23 protein-coding genes, 1 tRNA gene and 1 pseudogene are annotated in these 26,368 nt (G+C 47.9%); 17 read left to right on the forward strand and 8 right to left on the reverse strand.

Features of this window, described 5'->3' with window-relative positions; genetic code table 11:
- Window positions 1-2: 2 nt before the first annotated feature.
- Window positions 3-1,190: an NADH-quinone oxidoreductase subunit D gene (locus tag ACIS_RS02900; RefSeq protein ID WP_012880721.1), complete on the reverse strand. Its 1,188-nt coding sequence runs from the start codon at window positions 1,188-1,190 to the stop codon at window positions 3-5.
- 318 nt (window positions 1,191-1,508) lie between these two features.
- On the opposite strand from ACIS_RS02900, the gene ACIS_RS02905 reads away from it, so the two are divergent.
- The 6 genes from ACIS_RS02905 (at window position 1,509) to ACIS_RS02930 (ending at window position 8,146) form a co-directional block, all read left to right on the forward strand.
- Window positions 1,509-2,369, forward strand: a complete 861-nt coding sequence (locus ACIS_RS02905) for a F0F1 ATP synthase subunit gamma (protein ID WP_012880722.1) — start codon at window positions 1,509-1,511, stop codon at window positions 2,367-2,369.
- Window positions 2,370-2,375: 6 nt separating this feature from the next.
- On the forward strand, window positions 2,376-2,969 hold the full coding sequence (gene folE, locus ACIS_RS02910) for a GTP cyclohydrolase I (RefSeq protein ID WP_012880723.1): 594 nt from the start codon (window positions 2,376-2,378) through the stop codon (window positions 2,967-2,969).
- 9 nt (window positions 2,970-2,978) lie between these two features.
- A complete protein-coding gene (locus ACIS_RS02915) occupies window positions 2,979-4,313 on the forward strand; it encodes a TldD/PmbA family protein (protein ID WP_012880724.1) in 1,335 nt (444 codons plus the stop codon).
- 80 nt (window positions 4,314-4,393) lie between these two features.
- The gene (locus ACIS_RS02920) at window positions 4,394-5,416 is read left to right on the forward strand and encodes an NAD(P)/FAD-dependent oxidoreductase (protein ID WP_012880725.1); all 1,023 of its coding nucleotides are present in this window, start codon (window positions 4,394-4,396) and stop codon (window positions 5,414-5,416) included.
- A 230-nt stretch (window positions 5,417-5,646) separates the two neighbouring features.
- Window positions 5,647-7,455: a hypothetical protein gene (locus ACIS_RS02925; protein WP_041651488.1), complete on the forward strand. Its 1,809-nt coding sequence runs from the start codon at window positions 5,647-5,649 to the stop codon at window positions 7,453-7,455.
- A 136-nt stretch (window positions 7,456-7,591) separates the two neighbouring features.
- Complete coding sequence (locus tag ACIS_RS02930; protein WP_012880727.1) at window positions 7,592-8,146, forward strand: hypothetical protein; 555 nt, start codon at window positions 7,592-7,594, stop codon at window positions 8,144-8,146.
- A gap of 294 nt (window positions 8,147-8,440) precedes the next feature.
- Here ACIS_RS02930 and ACIS_RS02935 read toward each other — a convergent pair whose 3' ends face one another.
- From ACIS_RS02935 to ACIS_RS02945, 3 genes are all read right to left on the reverse strand, one after another.
- Window positions 8,441-9,955: a hypothetical protein gene (locus ACIS_RS02935; RefSeq protein ID WP_012880728.1), complete on the reverse strand. Its 1,515-nt coding sequence runs from the start codon at window positions 9,953-9,955 to the stop codon at window positions 8,441-8,443.
- Window positions 9,956-10,184: 229 nt separating this feature from the next.
- Window positions 10,185-14,489 carry a hypothetical protein gene (locus ACIS_RS02940; protein WP_012880729.1) on the reverse strand — a complete coding sequence of 1,435 codons (4,305 nt, stop codon included), beginning with the start codon at window positions 14,487-14,489 and terminating at the stop codon, window positions 10,185-10,187.
- Between the two features lie 251 nt (window positions 14,490-14,740).
- Window positions 14,741-15,589, reverse strand: a complete 849-nt coding sequence (locus tag ACIS_RS02945; RefSeq protein ID WP_148207712.1) for a hypothetical protein — start codon at window positions 15,587-15,589, stop codon at window positions 14,741-14,743.
- A 904-nt stretch (window positions 15,590-16,493) separates the two neighbouring features.
- Between ACIS_RS02945 and ACIS_RS02960 the strand changes: the two genes are divergently transcribed.
- The 3 genes from ACIS_RS02960 (at window position 16,494) to ftsL (ending at window position 18,413) form a co-directional block, all read left to right on the forward strand.
- The gene (locus ACIS_RS02960; protein ID WP_238523241.1) at window positions 16,494-17,054 is read left to right on the forward strand and encodes a 5-formyltetrahydrofolate cyclo-ligase; all 561 of its coding nucleotides are present in this window, start codon (window positions 16,494-16,496) and stop codon (window positions 17,052-17,054) included.
- Window positions 17,055-17,219: 165 nt separating this feature from the next.
- Window positions 17,220-18,095, forward strand: a complete 876-nt coding sequence (gene rsmH / locus ACIS_RS02965; protein ID WP_012880732.1) for a 16S rRNA (cytosine(1402)-N(4))-methyltransferase RsmH — start codon at window positions 17,220-17,222, stop codon at window positions 18,093-18,095.
- A 3-nt stretch (window positions 18,096-18,098) separates the two neighbouring features.
- Window positions 18,099-18,413 (forward strand): cell division protein FtsL, encoded by a 315-nt coding sequence (ftsL, locus tag ACIS_RS02970; protein WP_012880733.1) that lies wholly within the window; start codon window positions 18,099-18,101, stop codon window positions 18,411-18,413.
- Between the two features lie 196 nt (window positions 18,414-18,609).
- Here ftsL and obgE read toward each other — a convergent pair whose 3' ends face one another.
- Both obgE and eno (ACIS_RS02980) read right to left on the reverse strand, forming a co-directional pair.
- Window positions 18,610-19,659, reverse strand: coding sequence for a GTPase ObgE (gene obgE / locus ACIS_RS02975; RefSeq protein WP_012880734.1), 1,050 nt, complete (start codon window positions 19,657-19,659; stop codon window positions 18,610-18,612).
- Window position 19,660: 1 nt separating this feature from the next.
- Entirely contained in the window at window positions 19,661-20,938 is a 1,278-nt protein-coding gene (eno, locus tag ACIS_RS02980) for a phosphopyruvate hydratase (protein ID WP_041651492.1), read from the reverse strand.
- 167 nt (window positions 20,939-21,105) lie between these two features.
- Between eno (ACIS_RS02980) and eno (ACIS_RS05290) the strand changes: the two are divergent.
- From eno (ACIS_RS05290) to ACIS_RS05295, 5 genes and pseudogenes are all read left to right on the forward strand, one after another.
- Window positions 21,106-21,420 (forward strand): annotated as a pseudogene (eno, locus tag ACIS_RS05290) (phosphopyruvate hydratase); the annotation flags it as partial.
- 195 nt (window positions 21,421-21,615) lie between these two features.
- A complete protein-coding gene (rplU, locus tag ACIS_RS02985) occupies window positions 21,616-21,915 on the forward strand; it encodes a 50S ribosomal protein L21 (RefSeq protein WP_012880736.1) in 300 nt (99 codons plus the stop codon).
- A 3-nt stretch (window positions 21,916-21,918) separates the two neighbouring features.
- On the forward strand, window positions 21,919-22,188 hold the full coding sequence (rpmA, locus tag ACIS_RS02990) for a 50S ribosomal protein L27 (protein ID WP_012880737.1): 270 nt from the start codon (window positions 21,919-21,921) through the stop codon (window positions 22,186-22,188).
- A 6-nt stretch (window positions 22,189-22,194) separates the two neighbouring features.
- Window positions 22,195-22,267: transfer RNA gene (locus tag ACIS_RS02995), tRNA-Ile, on the forward strand.
- Window positions 22,268-22,329: 62 nt separating this feature from the next.
- A complete protein-coding gene (locus tag ACIS_RS05295; protein WP_012880738.1) occupies window positions 22,330-22,920 on the forward strand; it encodes a hypothetical protein in 591 nt (196 codons plus the stop codon).
- Here the strand turns inward: ACIS_RS05295 and ACIS_RS03005 are convergent.
- Window positions 22,906-23,241 (reverse strand): FtsB family cell division protein, encoded by a 336-nt coding sequence (locus ACIS_RS03005; RefSeq protein WP_238523242.1) that lies wholly within the window; start codon window positions 23,239-23,241, stop codon window positions 22,906-22,908. The two genes, ACIS_RS05295 and ACIS_RS03005, sit on opposite strands and share 15 nt — an antisense overlap.
- A gap of 52 nt (window positions 23,242-23,293) precedes the next feature.
- On the reverse strand, window positions 23,294-23,422 hold the full coding sequence (gene ykgO, locus ACIS_RS03010; RefSeq protein WP_010264484.1) for a type B 50S ribosomal protein L36: 129 nt from the start codon (window positions 23,420-23,422) through the stop codon (window positions 23,294-23,296).
- 317 nt (window positions 23,423-23,739) lie between these two features.
- Between ykgO and ACIS_RS03015 the strand changes: the two genes are divergently transcribed.
- The 3 genes from ACIS_RS03015 to ACIS_RS05640 all read left to right on the forward strand — a co-directional run bounded on the left by ACIS_RS03015 (window position 23,740) and on the right by ACIS_RS05640 (window position 26,352).
- The gene (locus ACIS_RS03015) at window positions 23,740-24,474 is read left to right on the forward strand and encodes a hypothetical protein (protein ID WP_012880740.1); all 735 of its coding nucleotides are present in this window, start codon (window positions 23,740-23,742) and stop codon (window positions 24,472-24,474) included.
- 123 nt (window positions 24,475-24,597) lie between these two features.
- Window positions 24,598-25,485 (forward strand): exodeoxyribonuclease III, encoded by an 888-nt coding sequence (gene xth, locus ACIS_RS03020; RefSeq protein ID WP_012880741.1) that lies wholly within the window; start codon window positions 24,598-24,600, stop codon window positions 25,483-25,485.
- A gap of 156 nt (window positions 25,486-25,641) precedes the next feature.
- Window positions 25,642-26,352 (forward strand): septal ring lytic transglycosylase RlpA family protein, encoded by a 711-nt coding sequence (locus ACIS_RS05640; RefSeq protein WP_148207733.1) that lies wholly within the window; start codon window positions 25,642-25,644, stop codon window positions 26,350-26,352.
- Window positions 26,353-26,368 lie beyond the last annotated feature (16 nt).

Raw genomic sequence — 26,368 nt, forward strand, 5'->3', positions numbered from 1 at the left:
CCCTACCTGTCTATTTCTCCAAATACGATGTCTAGTGACCCTATGATTGCGGTAAGATCAGCCAACATGTGCCCCCTAGCCATTGCATCTATTGCTTGTAAATGAGCGAAACCCGGCGCCCTTATCCTGCACCTGTAAGGCCTATTGGTGCCATCTGATACTATATAGACCCCAAACTCGCCCTTAGGTGCCTCCACCGCAACGTACGCCTCACCTTCGGGGACTTTATAACCCTCAGAAAACAGCTTGAAGTGGTGAATCAGTGCTTCCATGGAGTATTTTAGCTCTTCCCTTCTAGGTGGAGCGATTTTGCGATCGTCGGTCTTCACCGGCCCTTCAGGTATGCCGTTTAGACATTGTCTGATGATCGAGATAGACTCACGCATCTCGGCCATTCGCACCAGGTATCTATCATAACAGTCACCATTGCTACCTACGGGCACTTTGAAATCTAAGGTTTCGTATATCTCGTATGGCTGGCTCTTTCTCAGATCCCAAGGTATTCCACACGCCCTTAACATGGGGCCGGAAAACCCCCAGTCTAGCGCCTGCGCCTTTGACACTACGCCTATGTCAACATTGCGCTGCTTCCATATGCTATTTTCGGTCAACAAACCGTCTACGTCGTCAAGGAGCTTAGGGAAGCTCTCCGTAAACGCGTGTATGTCATCCAGTAGGCCATCAGGCACGTCCGCCGCAATTCCCCCCGGCCTTATATATGCGGCATGAAACCTGGCTCCAGAGGCCCTCTCATAGAAGGAGAGCAGTCTTTCCCGTTCCTCAAACATCCACAAAAGCGGAGTTGTGGCGCCCGTGTCGAGTGCCTGGCTAGAGACATTGAGTAGGTGGTTGAGGACCCTCGTGAGCTCACAAAAAATCACCCTAATGTATTTTGCCCTTGGTGGAACAACGCACTGCAGCAGCTTTTCCACGCACAGGGAATACGCATGCTCTTGTGACATCGGGGAGACGTAATCAAGGCGATCAAAATACGGAAGTGCCTGTAGATATGTTTTGTACTCTATAAGCTTCTCGGTGCCTCTATGGAGCAGACCTATGTGCGGGTCCACCCTCTCCACCACCTCACCGCTCATTTCCAAGACCAAGCGCATAACCCCATGGGCGGCCGGATGCTGCGGCCCAAAGTTCAAGGTCATCGGCTTGATTTGGCTGCTGCGGGCGTCGGACATCTCAAAGCAAGCAAAGAGCAAGGGTAAGTATCTCTCAATCTATGTGGATGTCAAGCCCAAATTCTTCGCGCTGAACAGCTCATAAAACTGGAGTACATGGCGCGTAACACACACAGTTGCTAGTGCGGCCAGATTTTATAGGGATGTTATCACCTGAGGTAAAATTTGCCGCATCTGCTCGGATATTTTGACCTATTTCAGGGGGTATTCTGTGCAGTAGGTTCCCCAGGTTCTGCACTTTGTGTCCCATAATTGCTTTTAGAACTTGTACAACCGCAAAAAATTAATATACTTGCGGCGTGACGGTTTGGTGTGTCTATGGCCAATCTCAAGGCTCTTGCGCTAAGAATAAAGAGTGTGCGGTCTATACAGAAGACGACCAGGGTCATGCAAATGATTTCCGCTTCTAAGTTCCGTGCGGCTAAGGAGGGCCTCGTCTTCGCACGCGATTACTGCAGCAGGCTAGACAGGGAGGTCGGCGAGGGTTTGCACTTAGGGGGCACCGAGGCATCTGGGGCCTTGCTGGTTGTGTTCTCGTCAGACAAAGGGCTTTGCGGGGGGTTTAACTATTCTGTCGTGAAGTTTTTGCGGGAGTATGTCTCATCCGCGTTCTCTGGTAACGCTGAGGAGAGGCTGAACTTCCTGTTCGTGGGAAGGAAGGCGCATGAGTTGGCTGGCTGCGAATACGTGCAGACTTTTGGTGAGGTTGTAGGGGTTGTGCCCCAGCTTAGGAATGTGAACTTTCTAGATTTTAAAAGCTTGCTGTACGGTCTGGGTGTGGATTTCTCTTCTTACAGCAGGGTGGTTGCGCTTTACAGTAAGTTCCATAGTTCTGCGCGGCAGGAACCAACAGTTGAGGATGTTTTGGTACTTGATAATGCGGAAGATGGTGTCGTAGACCGCAATATTGATGAGGAGGAGGTTGTGTGCAGTTACGATCCCGACTCTGTATCTGTGCGCAGGAAGTTGTACGTGAACCGCTTTATGGCTAGGTTGTATCTAGCAATGTGTGAAAGCGTGGTTTGTGAGCATTGCTGCCGCATGATTGCTATGGAATCTGCTAACTCTAACACGAAAAGTATGTTGAATCGCCTCCTGTTAGACTATAACCGCTCAAGACAAGCCTCAATTACCACTGACTTAATAGAGATTGTCAGTGGGTGTGAGGCTTTGGGCTAGCTTGCCGTGCATAAGGATTTGCACAAGCCTTCTGATGAGGACGCTAAGGAGGCGGTTGAGGTCCTAATAAGGTGGATTGGTGATTCCCCCGGCAGGGAGGGTTTGTCCTTAACAGCTGGCAGGGTTCTTAACACTTACAGGGAGTCTTTCCGGGGATATGCGCTTGAGTCACTGCATGACTTTCGCAATTCTGTGTTTGTAAATGAGGGCTATTCCGATATGATACTGCTGCGAGGGGTGAATTTTTCTTCCACTTGTGAGCATCACATGGCTCCGATGACTGGGGTGGCGAATATTTCATATATCCCTAAGGCTGCCGTGCTTGGAGTTGGTGCCATAATCAGGGTAATAGATATCTTTACCAAGCGTCTGCAGTTGCAAGAACGCATGACTGTTCAAATTGCACACTTTTTGAGTGAGCTCCTAAAGCCTGCTGGTGTGGCTGTGTTGATTGAAGCAAGGCACTGGTGCGCGAAGTGCTCAGGGGGAGAGGCTGTCGATGATCTCAAGTTGCAGACCAGTTGCATGCTTGGTGCATTTCAGGATGACCACAATGTGCGTAGCGAGTTTTTTTGTAGAGTAGGGTGTAAGTTTTCGTAGGAGTGTGTTTTGGATATCCGTGATATCGCTGATGAAGTCATCAAGGCTGTGCGGTCTAGGGGTGTAGCATGGGAGGTAATCGTCTGTGCGAATGAGGCCACGTCTGTGTCTCAGCGCCTACTTAAGCATGAAGAAACCATGTATTCCAAGAACTGCCAGATTGGTGTAAGGGTCATAGTTGATGGTAAGCGGTGCTCTTGTATTTCCTTTAACGACCTTAGTAAGTTATCTGACTTGGTGGATGCTGCAATCGCCATAGCGTCGTCCATGCCCGAAGATCCATACATTTCCATCAGTGATGCAAGTGGTGAGTATAGCCAAGACATAAGCGATATGCGGCTGTTTGATGACTCAGTAATTGAGGTTCCAAGGATTTGCGAAATGCTCAGTGGTATGGAGGAAGCTGCTCTTTCTTATGACGGGAAAATAGTAAATTCTGAAGGTGCGTCTTTTTCTCGCTCGAACAGTGAAATGGTACTTGCCACCTCTAATGGCTTTGTAGGCTCATACAAAAGGTCTCGCTTTTCCACTTCTGTATCTATCGTGTCTTCTGACGGGGGGAAAATGGAGGTGGATTATAGCTTTTCTGCGAAAAATTATTTTGGTGATCTGGAAAAGCCAGAAGTTTTGGGCAGAGACGCCGCTGCCAGGGCAGTCAGAAGGCTTAATGCGCGTGATATGAAAACCTGCAAGGTTCCCGTATTGTTTGAAAACAGGGTAGCGTCTGCCTTTTTGGGGAACTTCGCCGCCGCGATTAGCGGCAGTGCCATAGCTGACAAGACGTCATTTCTCATTGATGGCATGAATGGCAATATTTTTCGTAGCGGTATTCACATTGTTGATGATCCTCTGATGCCTGGAGGGCTATCCACAAGGCCGTTTGACGGGGAAGGGGTTGGTAGCCGTAAGAATGTTGTGGTTGAGGACGGGGTCTTAAGGAGTTGGTTATTGGACATGCGCACTGCGAAACAGCTGGGGTTGAGTACCACTGGTAATGCGGTAAGATGCAGTAACGCCTCAGTTAGCCCGGGAGTGAGCAATTTTTACATAAACGGCACTGATGTCTCGCCCGAGGTGTTGATGTCAGATATAAAAGAAGGTGTGTATGTAACTGATCTTTTCGGGTCTGGGGTTAATCTGACAACGGGGGACTACAGCCAGGGCGCCTTTGGCTTCATGATTGAAAACGGCAAGGTCACGCACCCGGTGCACGGCATAACGGTGGCTGGAAATTTGCGGCATATGTTCGCTGGCATGCGCGCGGCGAACGATTTGTCGTTTTTAAGGTCTGTGAATGCCCCAACTTTGAGATTTGATGACATGGTTGTTTCCGGAGTTAGTTAGTGCACTGCCGCACCTTACCCGTCTTCGGAAGCGCGTTAGCCTCGTACTTAAGTGGTAGTTTGGTGGGTAGATTTTGAGGGGTGGTTGGTGTGAAAATACATGCTACCAGCGATGTGGCGATTATAGGAGCCGGTCCAGTTGGGCTTTTTACTGTTTTTCAGGCAGGAATGCTTGGGATGAGTGCTTGCGTCATCGACGCTCTGGATGAAGTAGGGGGGCAATGTGCGGTATTGTACCCAGACAAACCGATATATGACATACCAGCGTACCCCGTAACCTTGGCTAGGGATTTAGTAAACAACTTAAAGCAACAGGCTGACCCGTTTAAACCTACATACCTGCTGGGGCACACTGCGGAACAAGTACTAGAGGAAGGAGAACACTTCGTTGTTGTAACAGATAAAAAAGTGGGGGTGCGCTGCAGAGCAATTGTAATTGCCGCCGGTTCCGGGGGGTTTGGTCCTAACCGCCCACCTTTAGATGGCATTACGGAATATGAAAATAAGTCCGTTTTTTATCACGTGAGCGATGTATCAAGATTTCGCGGCAAACGAGTGGTAATTGCTGGGGGAGGGGACTCTGCAGCCGATTGGGCAGTAAGCCTATCCGAGGTTGCGGATTCAGTGCACGTAGTGCATCGTAGGCAATCTTTTCGCTGTGCTCCCAATACTCTACGTAATTTGGAGAATCTTGCCGAGCATGACCAGATAAAGTTATGGGTGCCGTACCAGCTTGCTGGGCTTGCAGGCAGCGATGGAATGCTAAATGGGGTTATTGTTAGGAACATATCCTCCAAAGAAGAAACCCGTATAGATGCAGATTTTCTATTACCATTCTTTGGAATTTCAGCAAAACTCGGGCCGATTGCCAATTGGGGTCTCGGAGTTGAGAGTTTTTATATACCAATAGACCAGTCTACGTGCAGGACTGCACGCGCAAGGATATATGCCGTAGGAGATGTGGCGCACTACCAAGGCAAGCTGAAGCTGATACTAGTAGGGTTTTCTGAATCTGCACTTGCATGCCATGACATATATAAAGTATTGTTCCCCGACACCCCGCTAAACTTCCAATATTCGACTTCAAAAAAGATGCCTTGTTGACGTCATAACAGCATGGAACTGCGCGCACAAAAATATATGCTGTGGGAGATGTGGCGCACCTCTTAAATGGTTAAATAATTATGACTCAAGATCAAAGTTGGCATATATTTCTTTTTTAAGCATATAAACGCTCGCCGAAATTTGCATATTCTGGCAAGTGGCACGGCTGCGCCTATACAACCTGCAAGGATAGGCGACAGTACGTTTTGCACAGTGGAAAAGAGGTGGGCATGGAAGGAGCAATCGAAAATTCAGAGTTGTCGCCGGCAAGCTCTGCGGAAGCAAGACGTGGTAACCCAGTCTTATTCTCCAAAGAGAGCACACTATGCGCTACGGGTGTTCTACTCACATCGTTTGTAGGTTGCGTGGCTATGGGTGCTATATGTGTTGGTGTTGCTCACTGGCGCGTTTCCTTGATTGCCCGAGGTATTGTTGCTCTTACATGTGGGTTGATGCTGGGAATCTCCATGATGCTATTCATGGTGTTCCGTATAACAGGTTGCTGCAACCCCGCTTTGCTTTTGAGGATAAATTCCTCAGTTGAGGATGAGTCAGTATTGCGTTTTCGTGATACTTTTTCTCCAAAATGTTGGAAAGGTATGCTCAGAAGTGGCACCAGATTGACTTTTACATCCCGGCGTTATTCGTGGCACGTTGTTAAAAAAGGAATATTCCCGCGCGCAACTTGTATAATACCCGGTGATGATATGACCGCGGCGATCAGACTCCCCAGAGGCTATATAAAGGATAGGTTCGGTGGCTACCAGCAATTCAAAGATGTTGTGAAAAGAGCTGAAAATGTGGTGATTGTTTTCCCAAAGCAGAAATCTGCGTCTCCGGTTCTGATGTTTGGGTTACGCATTGGCACCAGGGCAGATATACTGAGGGTCATGTCTGGTTGTAATGCGTTGTCCAGTGGCTTTGGAAGCGCGTTTTTTGCCAATTATGTTTGTATATACAAACACCTGCTTTTTGCCTCTTCCGTGGAGCAAGTGGATAGCTGTTACCACGAGGCGTTGGTAGTATCCAGGGAGATGCGATCGCTTTCGCATCGAGAAATTGCGAACGTGCTCACAGATGTTGCGTGCAATAAGGAGTTATTTCTTGCCGTGTCGAAGTTCTGGAGCAAAAACTCCGGGGGCCGTGGGTCTGATGAAGTACAGACATTAAAAGCCCTACTAAAGCTGGTAGAAAGCACGAAGCTTCGCAATAGATTAGGTTCAATCAAAGAAAGTAACCCCCTGAAGGACAATCTAAGCCTGCTTGCCCTCGTATACGCGTTGCTACCCGAAAAAAGTAGATGCTTTGTCAGTGGGGCAGTGGATGGAGCGGTACTGAGAAAACGACTCAGTGATTTTTTAAAAAAATGTCCGGAGATAAGATACGTTGCAGCATGTATGGATTATACCATTGGTGATATCCTATGTGAGAGATTTCAAGACGCCGGGTATTCCCACAGCAGGTGTTTTCGGGTTTTTGGGTTGCTGTTCCACTCTTCCATCACTGTTCAGCAAATAGCAAAATTATATGAAGACGATCTAGAGGCGTGTATGGCGGCATTTTACGATTTCCCAATTCTCACGCGTTGCGGCGCGTATGCGTTTATGGCACGGCGATTCATGGAGGAAACGGGTATGGATCTGGGAGATGCTGTGCATGCACATAACGTTCTCAGGTCAGATCGCGCGAGCGATGGCGGAGTAACGAAAAGGGCTTCATCCATGCTATATCATATGTGTGATGCACTGGGATTTCAGTCTTTGACGTATGAGGCACTGTCAACGGTTATTGCGACATCAATTTTGCGTCTTTACGCGGATACGCTAGAGAGTGCCCATATGGGCGAGGTTTTGTACGAATATAGTTGCCAGGCAGAGATTCCCGCGCTTTATAATTGGCGATGTGCCAGCATGATATCTGGGTATCAGCACGAAATTATTACGGAGCTAACTCCATTGTCTGTTGCAGCTCCTAGATTGCATGTTCGAGAGCAGGGACTTCCCGCAACCACAATTTCGGGTGATAGCACCGCTAGGTAACGCGTATATACTGGCTATAATTGCAATTATAGCACTATATTGTATATACATAATTTTTATATCTGATATGTTGTAATAATGCATCTAATAATACACATTGTAATGTGCATCTGACTGGATAAGTTGTGGAGGACATATGCGTAGGCGATATTATGGGGACGATGACGAAACAAGTTGTTGCGGTTTTATATCAGAAATGTTGCCCACAATACAAGAGGCATCACTTGTTCTAAGCTTTGTGTTTTTTGTCGGTATGGCGGTCTCCGTTGCACTACTTCACACTCATGTTCCTCAGGATATTGCGAAGCTATGTGCCGCAGCCTTTGCCGCTGCAGCTGGGTTATGCGTGTTGGTTTTGTGCATAACCACCATTGCTATGGTCGTTTCTAAAGCCCGAAATGAGCACACTCGATATGGGAATGATGCTTCAATACGGGATGGTGTGGCAAATGTTTTTGTATTTGACGCAGAAGGGTCTTCCTCTCTTTCGCAGTCTTCTTCCTCGGAGCAGGCGCATGCCCGCACCTTGGATGAGCAGAGTCTGCTTATCACTGATAACCCTACAGCTGCACCTCAGGCGTGCCAGATGAGAAAAGAGAGTACGCGCAAAGTTATGGTAATTAGCGCGACGCCAGTGGGGGATCAGGCAGAAAGAGAGGGTAATGCAGAGCGTCGCCCACCCGCGCACTAATGCGGATAGGGTGTGGCGTTTGGGCGTGGCAGGCCTTGCTCTGTAGCGTTTCTCCGATAAGCGTATGGCATATGCCTCGTTTGGGTTGGCTATCGCTTGTCAGTGGTGAAACCAACTAGTATGTTACCAGGAGTATGCGGGTTGCGACCACAGGGTGGAGGTATTACCATGTGAAGAGCGGTTGGCTCTTTGCAGATAGTGATACACTACAAAGCCCGCAGCTGGACGCATTGGAAAGGGTGGTACACCTAATATGGGGGCAAGGACATTCACCTTGCCCAATTGCCGTATGCGCTACCTGCAGCCCCTCAGTGGGTATTTTATGTGGTCTGATAGCGGGGCCTCTATTGCCTCGTGATGCAATTCATCTACCTCATCAGCTTCATCACACAATTCGTGATCTTCCATCTCCATATCTTGAGACTCGAACTTCCCGATTTTTATCCTGATTTTGCTAATACGCGCGGTAACTTTTTGCGTTATGCCAGTTATATCATCTACAAATGTTTCTCTGTATTTCCTACATAGCTTGTTCCGTGCGTGCTCGATTATGGCACACAAATCGCCTGGCGAAATGCCCTCTTGTTTGGCAAAGCTACAAAGAATTTGATGGGCGTGACTATCAACGGTTTTAGTACAGTCTGTAGTACGCTGAAGCTGTTTATTATGATGCTTTCTGCAAGTTTCTATATACTTGTGTATTGCCTTCATCTGTGGTGCCAAGGTTCTGTGTGATGCGATGTACGTTTTGATAAGGGTATTTGTTGCCTGGTTTACTCTATCTGGGTAGCACGCAATTACATCCTCTATACCCAAATTCATGGCGGATTTATATACATTATGGCCTAGGGCTTCATGCAAATTTTCATACTCGCACGCCCTTGCTTTCACAAGCATGAGGATATCTGCCTCTAGTGATTTGAGTTGGCCATCCTTTAGGTGGCTGAGCCTGCCAGACGGGTATCTTGTTGTACTTGATGATTTATCTGAAAGTTCCAGCTTTGATTTTGTTGTTTCATAATCAATTTGCACTAACCTTTCTAGGGCTTTGCTCATGGCTAGAATTGAGCTTTTGTGTAACATATCACCAAAGTTGTGTATGAGATACATGGCTTTTTCTTTATTTGCAGGGAAAGTATCTTTAGAGAGATACCTAGCTAACAGTGTTTGAAGAAAAGATTTCTTCTTTAGCTTCATCTCAAGTGCCTTTCTGATGTAATCACGGGTGTTGCGCACTCGGCAAAGAGGTATATACTCCTCGTACCTTTTAGACTTGATGTCCAGCAGTAGGCTGTTTCGACCTCTTAGACAAGTAAAATCGGCTTCAATGGAGTGTTTTTTATTTCTACCAGATATAAACACCGTCATTTGAGGGGCATCAGAGTTGGCTGTGTGGTCCCAGCTGTGGCCGTAGCTTTGTAAGCTTATTTTTCTGATGGCACGGCTTTTCTTGCCTTGAATGCTGATCGTGGGCCTTTTGAGCTCGGCAACCATTGTGTACGGCGTATCTGAGCACCGTTCATTCGTGGCCGTAATGGAGATCTTTGTGATTGGTGCCTCTGCAAACGTAACAATTCCTTTTTTTGCATCTTCAGAAAAGAAGATTTGTATGCTATCGCGGAAGAATTTCTTCTTTTGCTGCATAAGACACGCTGTGGCCACGAACGAAATGAAAACGCACAGAGCACGTTTTTTGTCGTTATGTGCTTTCATGATGCTTATGGTGACTGCTGTTGCAACTGCTGTAATCAATAGTTCGCGGATTGGTAACGTGCTTCGAGGAATTCCCCCTTTATCGAGCAAATTCATATTTGTTGCCTATAAGCCATTTAGCAGAGTACACTAGCGGCTAATCCTGAATTATGTGTTAAATGACATATTTAATTTTATGTGATTTCATAATAGGAATACGTAAAATCATAATAAATCTATGATTTTTCATAAAAAGAATTTAGCTCAAGCCCACATCCTGTGTATAGGCAGTAAGTAGCCCTGTGTCATTATGGGTATCTTACAGTGTAGGCAGCAAAGAATGCGCCTAGGTCACTGCGCGTGCTACATCAAGGTGAATGCCGCACTCCGGCTGTAGGAGATTCAGCTCCTTCATTGCCGATGAGACGCTGGTTATGTGTAGAAATCCGGTAAGGGCTGCGTCCCCAATTTGTTCAAGTGTTTTACCTGAAAAAGGATAACTTGCCGCGCATGCAGTTAATCTAGTGCCTGGGGACACCCAACCACTCATATGGCACCTACTAATACGTGTTCTGGTAGTGAGTAGATTGATCGCTTCTTTAGCATCTTCACACATGGGCTCATTTGCCACTTCCGGGTTTTGTGCCCTAAGATTTTCCCAAGTACATAGCAGTGTTGGGATGATATGTTTTGAGTAATACTTGCCTTCAACTCGTAGATATGCATCCTGCAGATGTGAGATAAGCACTGCATAGGGGAGGGTGACACCCTTTTTCGTATGCGTGTGCCTACTTATTATGTGGCTGACATTTTCTGGTGCAGTCGCAGCCTTGTGTGGAGCGTAGTCTGGGCCCAATATGTTACGCAGTTGCTGCAAAGTCTGGTCGCCTTGCAGAGCAATTTTGTACGCTGTTGTTTCGGTAAAATCGTTCAATAGCAAAGCATTGATGCGACATGGATGTTTTGCGCCGCTCTCTCTACTTAGTGCTTTTATCGCAGAGGCTTCCGCATCAGGCTTACACAGTTTTAGTGCATATTCCACGGTGCGCAACAGCTTTTTCCATCTGTCATTTGGTATGTCTAAAGCCTTAATCCCCGATTGTAATCTAGGGCTTGCAACTGTTGCAAGTGCGAGATAATGGGCTAATCGCGTGCCAACAGAGTCCGATGTGGAGCTATATGTTTGCATAATTTTGTCTATGAGAGAGTACACCCCCTCTATATCAGTAATGGCCTGTTTTTTACATACCAATGCGCAGATGATGTGTAAATCTGTAACAAATTCCTTATTGTAACTATGTGCACGCCAATCATAATCAGGAATTCCAGTGTTTCTACATCTGCTGCGCCCCCATACCTCCTGCACTACAAGCTTCCAAAATAATGCGTGGTGTGCGGGATAATCGCCTGAACTGATGCAAAACCTGATTAATTCCCCTATAAATTTCATGCACAGTGCCGTGTCAGAATACACGGCAATGCCCAATGGATCCTGAAGGAAGAAACCGGTAATTGCGCACATCATGCCTCTTGGATCCCGGTCAGCATACGTATCAATCGCTGCGCAAACTGTGAGTGATTGCTGATCTGGATGCGCAAACTCCCTACGCATTATGGCATTCATATGCTTGACCATAGCGTGGATTATAGATTCAGTATATATGTGAAAGAAGGCTTTCCTGTAACTTTGGAAAGTGGCACTTGTGGCAATCAGCTTTATCATGTTTGTTCTGCTGCTGGTGCTAACTATCGTCGTCACAAAAAGGTCTCTACTTTTGCCGCTGTGAGAAATAAAAAATTCGCTCTGCATGTCAGTTAGTAAATGAGGTACGGCCCCGAAAGCAGGCATTATGAGCTTGATTGCTATCTGATATCGCAATTTGTACTTTGAGCTCCGCTCATTGCCTGCAACCATTATGCGGCATTCCAAATTCGATATGGGAACATGCCCAAGTTTGGTATGGAGAGCGCCTGCGCATAACCACAAGTTGCTGACCTCAGCACCGCCTGTAATCTCAGCCAGAGCGGATTTGTTGTAATATGTGTTGTCTTTACCTCGGATGAGCAGATACACATCTTGAGGGCCGCCTTCAGCAATCTCTGGTGCCAACTGAAAGCTATAGGTCTTGGAAGGTATCGAATCGTGTATTCCAAATGCTTGTTCCGTCCTCACATAAGCCAAATATGCGGCATGTGTTACTGCTTTTCCCAAACTTACCATCCTGCCCTTGATTGTCTTCGAGGTAGTTGTGGGGTACGCTACTTGCGGCGCTGTGCTCGGGCGGGGAGTAATTGCTGGTTCTATCTCAGCTTTTTTGTGCGCAATTGCACTCTTGCCTTCATATCCCTCGGTGGCAGGGCTGCGCGTTTCCGCGTCTGTCAGGTGTAAGTCATCTGCAAGGGTACTATTCCTTCCTGTATCGCGAAGTCTATCGTTCTCGTAACAAGTTATGACGTTGGTATCAGCGTTGGTACCCAAGTCAACAACGTCGGTGGTACCGGCATGCGCGTGTGATTTTTCGGCTGCAGATGAGCGGCCATGATGAGAAGGCCCTGTACCAACTGCTTTCAAGACGCTTGCTGTAAGCTCAACCTTTTTTAACAAGTTGCGCCGAACTTTGCGTGCGCCGGATCGCAAATTTGTCTTTATATCGCCCATTTCGCGCTTTGCGGCGCTGGACGCAACTTTAAGTGACAATTTTGATTGACGAATACCAGATATACGAAACTCTGGTTCGTTGATTTCAGATCGTATAGTTCCAGCTGTTGCCTCCGACAATGATTTCGGCTTGTCGACCGGCGCTATGCTGCGTTCCAGTTCTCTTATGCTAGATTCTATAGTGCCGGCTATGGGTTGCGCGCCGTCCGATGGATATTGCACTTCCTCTGGTAATGACGGAAGGCGGAGTTGTTGCGATGATGGCTGTGATGGGGGAACAGTGAATAGTGAATCTATCCCCAAAAGAAGATCTTCGATTTGTGAGTCATCGATTCTAGCCGTAGCTTTTGGCAATGATTGCGGTTTGTCGACTAGCGCTATGCTGCGTTCCAGTTCTCTTATGCTAGATTCTATGGTACCGGCTATGGGCTGCGCGCCGTCCGATGGATATTGCACTTCCTCTGGTAATGACGGAAGGCGTGGCCGTCTAGATAATGAACTTATGCCCATGTATCGGGGAAACTTCGCACATCTAGGTGCCAGTAGGGGCGCCGTACTGGCTTGCAAAGATTCCTTGCTACCAATGTCAGCCTTGGTTACAGGTTTTGTGATAGGCACTTGCTGTTGTAATAATGAACCTGCATCCGCACGCTGAGGAGATTTTGCACGTCTAGGTGCCAGTGGAGGAGCCGTACTGGTCTGCAGAGATCCCTTGCTGCTGATACTAGCCTTGGTTACGGGCACTTGCCTGTCAGTATCTTCAACTACAATAGTTGGAAGGGTGGATTTTGCCCGAGAGCTGCTTGGTTGTGGTGAGCGTACATACGCACGCTGAGGAGATTTTGCACGTCTAGGTGCCAGTAGAGGAACCTTACCGGCTTGTAGAGATTCCTTGCTGCTGATACTAGCCTTGGTTGCGGGTTTTGTGATAGGCACTTTCTGTTGTAATAATGAACCTGCATCTGTACGTTGGGGAGATTTCGCACGTTTGGGTGCCAGTGGAGGAGCCGTACCGGCCTGCAGAGATTCCTTGCTACCAATGTCAGCCTTGGTTATGGGTTTTGCAGTCAGCTTCCGAGTGGATGGACTGGGTTGTTGTGATGAACCTGCATCAGCACGCTGAGGAGATTTCGCACGTCCAGATGCCATTAGTGTACTACTGATAGGTGAGCTAATATCAGCTTTGGTTATGGATTTCGCGATAAGCTTCCGAGCGGATGGGCTGGATTGTTGTGATAAACCTGCATCTGCACGTTGGGGAGATTTCGCACGTCTAGGTGCTAGTGGAGGAGCTGTACTGGCCTGCAGAGATTCTTTGCTGCTGATGCTAGCCTTGGTTACGGGTTTTGTGACGGGCACTTGCCTGTCAGTATCTTCAACTACAATGGTTGGAGGGGTAGATTCCTTGCTGCTGGCACTATCCCCAGCCGTGGGTTGCGCACCGTCCGATGGATATTGCAATGCCTCCGGTGATGACGGGAGACCAGATTGTTGCTGCGATGAACTTGGATCATGCCCAGAGAGCATTGAATCTTCAGGTGCTGGCGGAGATTCTGTGCTGTCACCGTGCAGGTCTTGATGTGGCGCATTCTCCGCCACTTCGGGCACTCTGCTGCGTGCCATACCCTGCGATAATTCTTCTTGCGTGGATGGGGGCACTAAATCTTGCGTGGCGTATACAAATCTCTTGTCCTTCCGACTTGCTGAGTAAATACACATGCAAATGACAACGCACATTGTTACAAGGGCATTTATTGCCGAAACTACGGCAAATCCTTCTGCAGTAAGCTCGGTTGCTGCTGCATAGAGGGATGCGCATAGATAAATAACCAGCACAATAGCAACGATGCACAGTATGATGTTTGTCCTTCTCGAGTTTGCAATTGTGTAGGGCTGCTGCGTGCCACTGTGCGCTTGCTGTGTGTCTTGCGCTTCACATAAGCCTTCATACTGGGCGAGCTTATTAGCGGATGCGACGTTTTCTCCAATCATGTACTGCCATACCTAAATATATGTTTTGGGAAATACGTAGCTTAGGCTTTGTACCGTTTTTGTGTGGTACAATAGACACATCTTTTGCTGAGCGCAGGGAAGATTTCGTATGCAATCTACGGTGTCAAGGCCTGTATTTACGTACTTCGCTGAGGGAAATATAACACATATTTATGCAATGAAGACTTTTTTTTAAAAAAGTGCTTTTATTACCACGACAACAAAAATTGCCGCGGTGCCAGCGGAGTATGCTACAAACCGAAGAAGGTGGACATCTGCTGAGAGGTATTGCCGGTGTTGGCAGCCCAAGCTGCGGGTTGCTGCACACTGCTTGAGGGATATTGCGCTCCCGCTGGAAATGCCAGAAAACCTGGTTGTGGTGGCAATGGCTGCTGCGGTTGGGAAAAGGTGAATAGTGAAGCTACACCCAGAAGATCCCCGACTGGCGGTTCGTTGTATGTGCATGGAGCCGCGGGTTGCTGCACACTGCTTGAAGGATATTGCGCTCCCGCTGGAAATGCCAAAAAACCTGGTTGTGGTAGTGATGACGGAAAACTCAGCTGTTGCTGTGATGAACCCACATCTGTATGCCCAGGGAGCATTGAATGCGCGGGTGCTGATGGAGATACTGCGCTGCTGTCACTGCGCAAGTTTTGACGTAGCGCATCCTGCGCCATTTCCGGCGCTTTCTGTGCTATAGCCTGCGATGCCCTTGCTTGCGTTACTAAGTCGTCTACGATGCTTACGAATCTCTCATATCTTGCACTTGTCACTGCTCCGTAAGTATATATGCAGGCAAGAGCGTACACCATTACCAAGATATTTACCGTCATGACTGCAGTAAATCCTGCTTCAGAAAGCTCGGTTTCTGCAAAATAGAAGGATAAACCCAGGTATACAATCAGAACGATAGAGGCGATAGACATGGCGATTTTTGCTTTGCTCGAGTGTGTCATGGAGCAAGACTGCTTTGCATTACCGTGTTCCCGCGCTGCGCCCTGCGGCACATCACCGTATTCTTTTAACGTGTCCTGCGCTTCTTGTAATAAGCCCTCGTACCGAGTGAGTTTAGTAACAGATGCAGTGTCTCGTTTAGTCATGAATTTGCCATATCTAAATATACATTTTGAGAAATACATAGCCCAGGCTTGTACTATCTTTGTGTTGTAAACAGACACATCTCTGCTGAGTGCAGAGAAGATTTTATGTGCAATTTACGGTATCAAGGCCTGTACTTACGCATTTCGCTGCGGGAAATATAACACATATTTACATAATTAAGACTTTTTTTTCAAAAAGTGTTTTTATTACCACATAACAAAAATTGCCGTGGCATCAGCGAGGGTATGCTACTCACGGGTGAGCCGGTGCTATCCCTAGTTACAGGTTTTGTGGCGATAGGCACGCGCTTGTCAATGGCATCCTCACTACAACAGAATGAAGACTTTCCGTCCTCAAAAAGCGCTTTTATTACCACGTAGCAAAAATTGCCGTGGCATCAGCGGGGGTATGCTACTCACGGGTGAGCCGGTGCTATACCTAGTTACAGGTTGTGTGGTGATAGGCACGCGCTTGTCAGTAGCATCCCCAGCTACGATAGTTGAAAGGGCAAAGTATTTCGAAGCTGCTTGGTTGTGATGAACTGATGCCCATGTATTGGGGAAACTTCGCACATCTAGGTGCCAGTGGGGGCGCCGTACCGGCCTGCGGAGATTCCTTGCTGTTGATACGAACCTGGGTTATGGGTTTTGCAGCTAGCTTCGGAGTGGATGGGCTGGGTTGCTGTGATGAGCCTGTATCCGCACGTTGGGGAGATTTTGCACATCTAGGTGCCAGTGGGGGCGCCGTACTGGTCTGCGGAGATTCCTTGCTGTTGATGCTAACCTGGGTTATGGGTTTTGTGACGGGCACCTGCCCGTCAGTATCTTCAACTACGATAGTTGAAAGGGCAAAGTGTTTCCGGGGGTTGCTTGGTTGTGTACTCATATACCAAATGTGGTTATCATGGCTTGGTATTTATACCACGGAGATTGCATATTCATGGAAGCAAAATCAACTCTGAGGGGCCATTATCGCAATCTACGAAGAAATATTTTCAATGTGCATGAAGCCGCAGAAATGCTAAAAGAAAGTTGTATGCGCAATGTAAAGCTGCGCAAGGGCGGGGCAGTAGCGGGCTATATACCTCGTGATGGGGAGATAGATGTGTTGCCACTCATGCAACTCGTGAAAGAGCAGGGTAGCACCGTGCTCATACCAGTTGTGCAACAGGATAGTAGGCTATTAGTCTTCAAGCGCTGGGACGGCGATGCCCTAGATGAAGCAACAGTGATACCCGAAGTATTGTTTGTTCCGCTTGTGGCATTTGACCGACGCTTGAACAGATTAGGCTTTGGTGGGGGATATTACGACTATACCATAGCGTTCCTAAGACGCAACTTTCAGTGTTTTTGTGTGGGAGTTGCATACGACGCGCAGCTTTGTAACAAAATTCCCGTTGCTGCGCACGACCAGAGGCTGGACCTCATCATCACGGAAAGCAACACGTATAGAAATAACGAGTAAGCTCGTGACAAAGCTACCACTTGAACATACCCGTGTGCAGGGTGCGGCGTTGTTGTGCACAACAAACAACCCCATGGTAGCCTGGGTGGCAATGTTCCAAAAAAATTTGAATAGTTGCAGGCAAACGGCGATATTATTGTACCATAGAAACAGACTGTTAGCAGCATGGTGCACAAACCTGTACTACTGAATGAGGTTATGGAAACCTTATCTCCGCAAGACGGAAAAATATACATTGATGCAACCTTCGGTGGCGGTGGATACAGTAGGAAAATGCTGGAAATGGCGCGGTGTGCCGTATACGCAATTGACCAAGATATAACAGTAAAAGAATACTTCGATGAATTACTGCAGAGCTTTCCAGGTAGGCTCAGCCTTGCGATTAGTAAATTCAGTAGATTAAGAGAGGTGATGCTTTCTTTTGGGATCAACAGGGTAGATGGCATAGTTTTTGATTTAGGCACGTCAGCAATGCAGCTAGCTGACCCTAGTAGGGGGTTTTCATTCATGAAAAGTGGCTCCTTGGATATGCGTATGTGCTCCTCTTCCCAAAGAAACGCGGCACTGTTTGTGAATACGGTGCTCGAGAAGGAAATGGCAGATATAATTTACCATTATGGGGGAGAACGGCGCTCTAGAAAGGTCGCCAGGGCAATAGTAGATGCGCGCCAGAAGCGCAAGATAAACAGCACAGAAGATTTGGCGGAGATAATCAGGTCTGTAGTTCCCAGAAGCCGCGTACATCCCATAGATCCAGCCACACGGACGTTTCAGGCGATACGGATATGGGTGAATAACGAGCTTGAAGAGCTGCAAGCTGGTCTTGAAGCGGCATCCAAGCTGCTAAGGGTCGGTGGAAAGATCCTGGTGACGTCTTTTCATTCTCTGGAAGACCGGGTTGTAAAACAAAAGTTTAAGTCCTTGTGCGACATGGGCTTCAGCTTGGTGAATAAAAAAGCGATAAGACCAACTGATGAAGAAATTAGAGATAATCCCAGGTCTAGATCAGGCAAGTTAAGAGCCATTGTTAGGGTAGAGTAGCCCATGAAAGGCGCATACGTATTGTGCTTTTGTATAGTCTGTGCGTTTACCATCGGGGTGTTTAGGGTGAAATTTTATGTCAGGGATATGCAAAAATCGCTTGCACAGATCCAGAAGGAGATAGCACAAGTTAATGATGAAATAAGCGCGCTGAAAGCGGAGTGGACTGCCCTTAATAGCCCAGAGAGGCTGACCATGCTTGCCGCAAAATATCTTCGGCGTGACAACCACATTGCTCTTTCGAAGCAGATCAAAAAAGACATACCATCTTACAAGGGCGAGGATCATCGCCCCGGCAGCCTGTACGTCCAGTATTGAACCCTCGCTCCACGACCCAAGGTACAGTGTCTGCTGTCTTACCATAATTTGCTAAGGAGAGCCACGAACCGACGGGAGGTTTCTCCGGGTGAGATCATGGATGAATTGGTGCGTATTACCCTGCAGGTTTTGCCAATAAGCTTGGTATCCACCGGGCCAGAGAGGGGCCATATAGTGGCAATGGACACTAGCTGAACTAGGATTTCTTGTTATAGTGCACGTATAGAAAGGGATCAAAAATCCGCGGTGGCTCGTCAGTTGCAACTGCCTTCCTTGCCTGTGAATATAGAAAAGTAACCAGGGAATCTAGCTCATCACCCATAGACAGAGTCATCACCTCCTTGTTTATCGAGCTCGCTAGAAGCTTCTGCTTTTCCTTCACTTCCTCCCCTGAGAGTAAATCACACTTGTTTAGTATTACCACCTCCTGCTTGCAAGCAAGCTCCTCACTGTGCAGCTGTAGCTCCCGCCTGACCAGCTCATAAGCGCCGACTACGTCTGGAAGGGAGCAATCTACGAGATGGAGGAGTATGACGCACCTCTCGATATGCTTGAGGAACTTATGCCCCAACCCCGCACCCAAATTGGCATTTTCTATCAGGCCAGGAATATCTGCCAGCACTAGCTCGCACCCGTTTGCATATGCGACCCCTAAATGCGGTTCTAAGGTTGTAAATGGATAGTCAGAAACCTTCGTCTTTGATGCAGTACAACGTGATAATAAGCTAGACTTCCCAGCATTAGGCATGCCTATTATTCCTACGTCAGAGACTATCTTAAGCTTCAGCAGCACACAATGCTCTTCCCCAGGAGTTCCGTAGGTAAAATACGTTGGTGCACGGTTAGTAGAGCTCTTGTACTGAGCATTGCCAACACCACCCCTTCCACCTGCTGCTGCTATATGCCTTTGCCCTACACTGTTCAAATCTGCTATAAGATCATCCCCATGTTCATCATACAACTGGGTGCCTACCGGTACTTCTACCACACGATCACGACCTGCTGCACCAAACTTCCCCTTGCCGGACCCTGGTTTACCATTTTCTGCCCTTATGTGTTGGTTATATCTGAAGTATAATAGCGTATTGACAGCATTACTGGCGATGAATATCACTGACCCGCCATTTCCCCCATTACCACCATCAGGACCACCAAACTCTACGAACTTCTCCCGCCTGAAACTTACACACCCATCGCCTCCTTTCCCTCCTCTGATGTAGATTTTCGCTTCATCCACAAAGCTCATGTTACATCACATTATAAAGGAGTGCACTTTTACCGAGGTCTTCCTCTATGCGTATGAGCTCATTATACTTCGCCAAGCGTTCTGACCTGGAAAATGAGCCAGACTTAATTTGCCCGCAATTCGCTGCGACCGCTATATGAGAAATTGTGACGTCTTCCGTTTCACCAGATCTATGCGACACTATGACGTTATAATTATTCCGCTGCGCAGCCCTAATCGCATCCATAGTTTCGGTGAGGGTGCCGATCTGGTTGGGCTTAATCAGAACCGCATTTGCCAATTCATTCTTCACCCCATCGCTGATCAAGGCGGGGTTCGTCACGAACAGATCATCCCCTACCAACTGAACCTTGCTCCCCAAACGCTTGGTAATCGCCTTCCATCCTTCTACATCATTTTCTGCCATAGCATCTTCTATGGAGACTATAGGATACTGAGAAACCATGCCTTCGTAGTATGCGATTAATTCATCACTGGTTAGGCACTGACCAGCAAACTTGTATGCAGTGCCGTCATAAAACGTTGAGGCAGCAACATCCATGGCAAGAGCAACATCAGAAGAAGCTCGATACCCAGATTTTTCAATAGCCTCTACCAAAACATCAAGCACATCTGTATTGTTCTCCAAATTTGGAGCAAAACCCCCTTCATCACCAGTGTTAACGGAGCATCCCATATTCTTGAGTACTTCCTTAAGCTTATAAAACACCTCCGCACACATCCTTGCCGCATCAGCAAATGTCTGGGCACCCACGGGCACTATCATGAATTCTTGAAAGTCAAGCGGATTGTCCGCGTGCAGACCCCCATTCACTACGTTCACCAGGGGCAACGGCATCTCCCTTGCGATCGCTCCCCCTAGATACCTGTACAATGGGACGCCCATGCTCTCCGCAGCAGCAGTCGCCACAGCCAGCGACACTCCTATGGTGGCATTTGCACCCAGGTTGGATTTATTCTTGGTGCCGTCCAGCGAGAGTAAAACCTCATCCACCGCTTTTTGATCAAAAGGAGAAACCCCAGCCAGGGCACCGGCTACTGTCGTGTTGACGCCCTGAATCGGCTTAAGCACCCCATATCCTGCATACTTGGCCTGGTCACCATCCCTAAGCTCCAAGGCTTCGAACCTCCCGACAGAAGCCCCAGACGGTACGGCAACCCTACCGACAGCGCCATCAGACAATAAAACTTCAACCTCAACCGTAGGACGGCCCCTACTATCGAGGATTTGCCGCGCAAAAACTCTACTGATTTTAGCAACTGATCTGGCGCCTAGCACAATGACCCCCACACCCAATAGTGGACAGGATAAACAATCTCTGCAAAAAAGTAAATAAAGCAAAAAATTCGGCGAGCAGGGCATTTGGCCAACTAAAAGCCGCGCAGCACACTTGTTCGGGCACATCGCCGGCGTTAAGCTCCGCACCAGCTTACTAGTGCAAGTTGCCCCTGGTGAACGTAGTGAATGGGGGTCTGCACGCGGACAATCCGCTTGACTTTCAAGAATTCATGATAGTGCCCGTGGGTGCCCAGACATTTGCTGATGCGGCAAGGATGTGTGCGGAGGTGTTTTATAAGCTTAAGGAAGTACTCAAGAATATGGGATGCTCCGTTAACACTGGTGATGAAGGGGGTTTTGCTCCAAATTTGGAGAACAATACAGATGTGCTTGATGTTTTGGTAGAGGCTATTGAAAAATCTGGGTATCGAGCTTCTTCTGATGTTGCTCTTGCCATGGATGTTGCTGCCTCAACGTTTTATGACGGCACTACACACGGATGGTGCATCAAAGTTTGCGCGCCACACCATGTATGTGTGGACTTAGGGAATTTTCCCAGTATAATCTTGTGTGTTCGTGGCCGGACGTGGGCGTTTGGTGTCAAAATTTTGTTGACAGCGGGGCTCATGTGGGCCAGAATCCGGGCGTTTGCGGTGTATAAGTTAGAGGCTTTGAGTATGTTCGCTGTGGTTGAGGCTGGCGGGAAGCAGTACAAAGTTAAGGAGCGCGACGTAATCAAGGTAGAGTTGATGAATGTTGGGGTGGGTGAGCAGGTCATGCTTGACAGCCTTGCTACCTTTGGGGGGGAAGAAAGCCCTGTCTTCCAAAGGAAGAGTTCTTCAGTCACTGCAGAGGTCGTTTCGTGCTGTAGGGGCGATAAGATCGTTGTGTTCAAAAAGCGGCGCCGTAAGAATTACAGAAGAAAAATCGGCCACCGGCAGGAGTTGGTCGTTTTGCGTGTACTTAAAGTGGGGTAGGTTGTGGCTACTAAAAAGTCCGGTGGTAGCTCCTCTAATGGTAGAGATTCGAGGGGTAGAAGGCTCGGCGTTAAAAAATTTGGGAGCGAGCTCGTTGTTCCTGGTAACATAATAGTTCGCCAACGTGGTACCAAGTACCATCCAGGGAGGAATGTTGGCATCGGTAAGGATCATACCATATTTTCCAAGGTTGTTGGGGTTGTTTGTTTTCGCAAGAGGGCGGGCAACAGAGTTTTCGTAGACGTTCTTCCTCAATCTTGCTTATCAGTATAGGTTACGGGGTCTGTAGCTCAGCGGTTGGAGCGCACGCCTGATAAGCGTGAGGACGGAAGTTCGATTCTTCCCAGGCCCACCGTCGGCTGCACAGCTCTTTTCAGCTGTTGTAAGCAGCGTGTTGTTTTCTTTCGGGTCGAGATGTCGCTTTCCGTTAAGAAGACCGGGCAGCGGCTTGTATGCGTGCCCAGGTCTGCACTTTCTCTACGTTCTGTGCAACGAGTGGTCCTTACGAGAGAATCGTGCCCCAGGCTAAGCGCTGCAGAAAAAATCACCGGTCCGGATATTGAAAGCTCCGAGGTTGAGTATCAAGAATGTGAGGGAAGGGTGGAGCCTGGCCTGCCTATAGCCGGCACTCATCCCCATATGTCGCACAAAGAGAAGGTAGTTGTGGGATGTATGGTCTGCCTTGGTGTGGTGCTAGGCTCATTACTGATGCACGGCGCAGTGACAAGCATTCAGGAGGGCTCGACGCTCTTTTTCATAATGAACATTGGAGGGTTCATCGTGATTATTGCCATTGCAGCTCTGATCTGGAACTCTATCATTCTAGTACAAATGCGCAGGGCGCCGACGCAAGGCTACCAATCATCAACACTGCATCTGGAAGCAGACTTTGAGGCGGATAGTAGCACTAGGCCATCTACTAACATCGGAAGTACAAACCCACGTAATGCGGCAGAGGCTGAAAGCGCAAGCCCATCAGTAACGTACCCCTCACTGGGGCTTTAGGATCACAACAAGCTCATCTGGCTCAACATGGCCGAGCACGCTCCTGCTGCGTTCATCGAGCAAATCCAGGTTCAGTGAGCTCTCATACAACAGTGCATTCCTCCGCTGCATCTCTTCCTTCAGCTGCACCATCCTGCTCAAATCACCCTCGTACCTGCGCAGCTCCTGACGCAGCCTCAACATAGCAAGCAAGCCACGGTCCCCGAACATGACGCTTGCACCGAGATAGCAAGTTACCACACATGCAACCAGCACAACGCACAACCTAGCAACAGAGGCGCTAACTGAAAGCCCAACACGCGGAGCACCAACCACACCCACCGGGCGACGGCCGAAATGATACATCACCAACTACAACAGCGAATCAGCTTAACTAATACCCTTGTCTTGCCTTAAACCTTGGCTTCTTTTTATTTATAACGTATATGCGCCCCTTCCTGCGCACTATTTTGCAGTCTCTGTCGCGACTTTTCGCTGACTTTAAAGACCCCATAACCTTCACGGCTTCATTCCCCACCAGTGCCATAGATACCCAGATATTTCTATATTTACCGCATTCCGTCAAGTAAAACATGCTCACACCCCGTGATGGCGGAAAGCGTAAAGCGTTTATGGCCTCATACATGGCGCATCTGACCGCAAATGTTCGCGGAGCACTTTTCGTTTGACCAACACGCTCAACCTGTGGTAGGTATAGTGTAACGGTACACTCCGCGGTTGTGGACCTAGTTTTTTCTGTTTTTCGGAAGATTTGTATTGCTTTTATTAAAATATTAATATACAAGCTGGAGTGCGGTTAGTGCATCTCTCAAAGCATGTATGATGGCTCTATCGGTATTGGGCTTGATCTTGGGAGTGTCTTCCGTGGAAACGGGGTTTATCACTAGACAGTTGAACAAGTGGCTTACGAAAGCGCCGCAATGTAGAGTCGGTTATGTGTATAACGTAGGCTATGATAATTCACTGAACTTACGGTACTCCACACGTGTCGGTAGCAGCTGGGACCTTTATGCAACCTCTATTTGGCCAGCTGTTACTGACAGGATATATCACGAATTCGAATTTCGCAGCTCAATGGCTACTCCCGTGCTAGAAGAGGGGATAGTGGGTGTCCTACGCGTGATTCAGCAGATGCTGGGTGACGCAGATATTACCATACGCGAAATTGAGGATATGCTCTCAATCAGAAGGCTGTCCATCTCCTACGGATTGTATGGCCACTACCCACTAGGTAGAAAGGTCGGCGTATACGTCGGTTCCAGCGTGGGTATAGCTAAGATATTACAATATCAAGGGCTGCGTCGGTACTCCGAAGATATATATGGAATAGTCACACAATCGAAGATTGGCCTTTCTTACCTCATTATTTCGGGTTTAGAAGCGTATGTGGGGTATAACTATCGCAAGCACCATTGGCAGTATAAGACTGACACAATACGTGACGAAGATGGTAACGGCGTGTTTTATAATTTTCAAGATTTTGCGTTCAATTCCTATGGGATAGAGTTGGGGCTAAAATTCTCAGTACGCAGAAGCAAAGCCGTCGTCGTCTAGGCATGTGGCAGCTCTTGGCTTGTTGCGCTCCCCTCACATTCGCATACACTCACTTCCATAGAGATGTAGAGGTTGTTTATTTGTGGCTTGACATGCCAACTAATTGGGGAGTTAATCCCCCTGATGATTTCCGATGTTTTATGGAGAATGATTAGAATACTGACGTGGAATGTGAATTCCATAAGGAAGAGAGTGGACCACCTGCGCAGCGTGCTGTCCGAACACCGCATAGACATTGCACTGCTGCAGGAAACCAAATGTACTGATGATCAGTTTCCCTTGGCGGAGCTGGAAAGCCTGGGGTACAAGTGCTACATACATGGGCAGAAATCGAGAAACGGAGTAGCCATACTAAGCAAGTATCCGATAATCGGTGAGGTGTGTAACACGATCTTCGATTCAGCGGAGGGGATAAGTGCGGCGCAAGACACGGGCAGTTACTCCGTAACGGAGGCTAGATACTTAGAATGCCTGGTAGATTGTCGCGAAGTTAAGATAAGAGTTGCAAGCGTTTACGTGCCAAACGGGCAGGAGGTTGATACAGAAACCTTCGTCTACAAGCTCAATTTTTTGCGGTCTCTCAAGGCAAGGATGCTAAAGCTGTTGGAGGGGGAGGAGTGGATAGTTGTTGGCGGGGATTATAACGTTGCTCCTGAGTGTATGGATGTGTATGATGCACAAGCGCTCGACGGAAAATTGTGCTTCCATCCGGAAGAGCGTGCAAGGCTCCGCGCAATTCTGTATTCAGGTTTTACGGATGCTTTTCGCGTTTTGCATGGAGGCAAGCAGGAATTCAGCTGGTGGAATTATAGAGAGGGGTCGTGGCAGAGAAATAGAGGCATGAGGATAGATCACATATTGCTTTCCCCAAATGCGGTGGATAGGCTTGTTAAGTGCGATATTCTCTCTAGCATCAGGGGGCTGGAATCGCCATCAGACCATGCGCCCGTTGTGTGTATCTTGCACAAACGCTATGATTTTTATGGGTTAAGCGGCCCGCAAAGGCCATAATGTGAAGCGTCGGCAACCAGGCGTGCGTGAAAACGCCAATACAACGCTCGCACGAAAGCTGTGCAATTGTTTAATGGCATCGCTGGCATTTTGCAAGTTGATGCGACGATATTGACTATACGTGCGTTTTTTGCAACCATTCAGGCGAGAGTTACATTGACCGCGCTCCTAGTGCCGCAATACCATCTTACTATCCTGTCTCTGGCATGCTTTGCCCTGGGATTCTTACAGGGATGTATAGCTTCCGCCCCCAAGCCTGGCTACACTGGCGCTCATTACAAAATTGGCAGGAGCTATGCCGTCAACGGAATATCGTACAAGCCCCAGTACTATGACCACTATGAAGAAGTTGGCATTGCCTCCTGGTATGGTGGTGATTTTCACAACAAACCCACCGCTAATGGTGATATTTTTAGCAGATTCCTACTCACCGCCGCACACAAAACCTTACCAATGCCTAGTTTTGTCGAAATCACAAACCTCGAAAACGGTAAAAAGGTTATAGTGAAGGTAAATGACCGGGGTCCGTTTGTTGAGAATAGGATAATAGACCTCTCAGAGAAAGCCGCCACGCTGCTTGGTTTTCGTGACAAGGGCATTGCGAAAGTCAAGGTGCTTTACCTAGGAAAAATGTCTAGAAAAATGCTGCATGAGCAACTCTCAAATAAAATGAGGTATGCAAAGCTGGAAGAGCGCCATAGAAAAGATCTCATCAAGGCAAAAACCAGCGTTGGTTATGTTTTGAGAGTCAGCGAAGCGGCACACGCAAAGAAGGTTGCATCTGGGTTGAGACGGCAGGGTGTGCGGGGAGTCAGGGTGCTATTCAAGGCGGGAGAGTATCAGGTACATTTGCATTGCAGGTTATGATTTTGTTTTAGAAACT

The organism is Anaplasma centrale str. Israel, assembly GCF_000024505.1.
GTDB lineage: Bacteria > Pseudomonadota > Alphaproteobacteria > Rickettsiales > Anaplasmataceae > Anaplasma > Anaplasma centrale.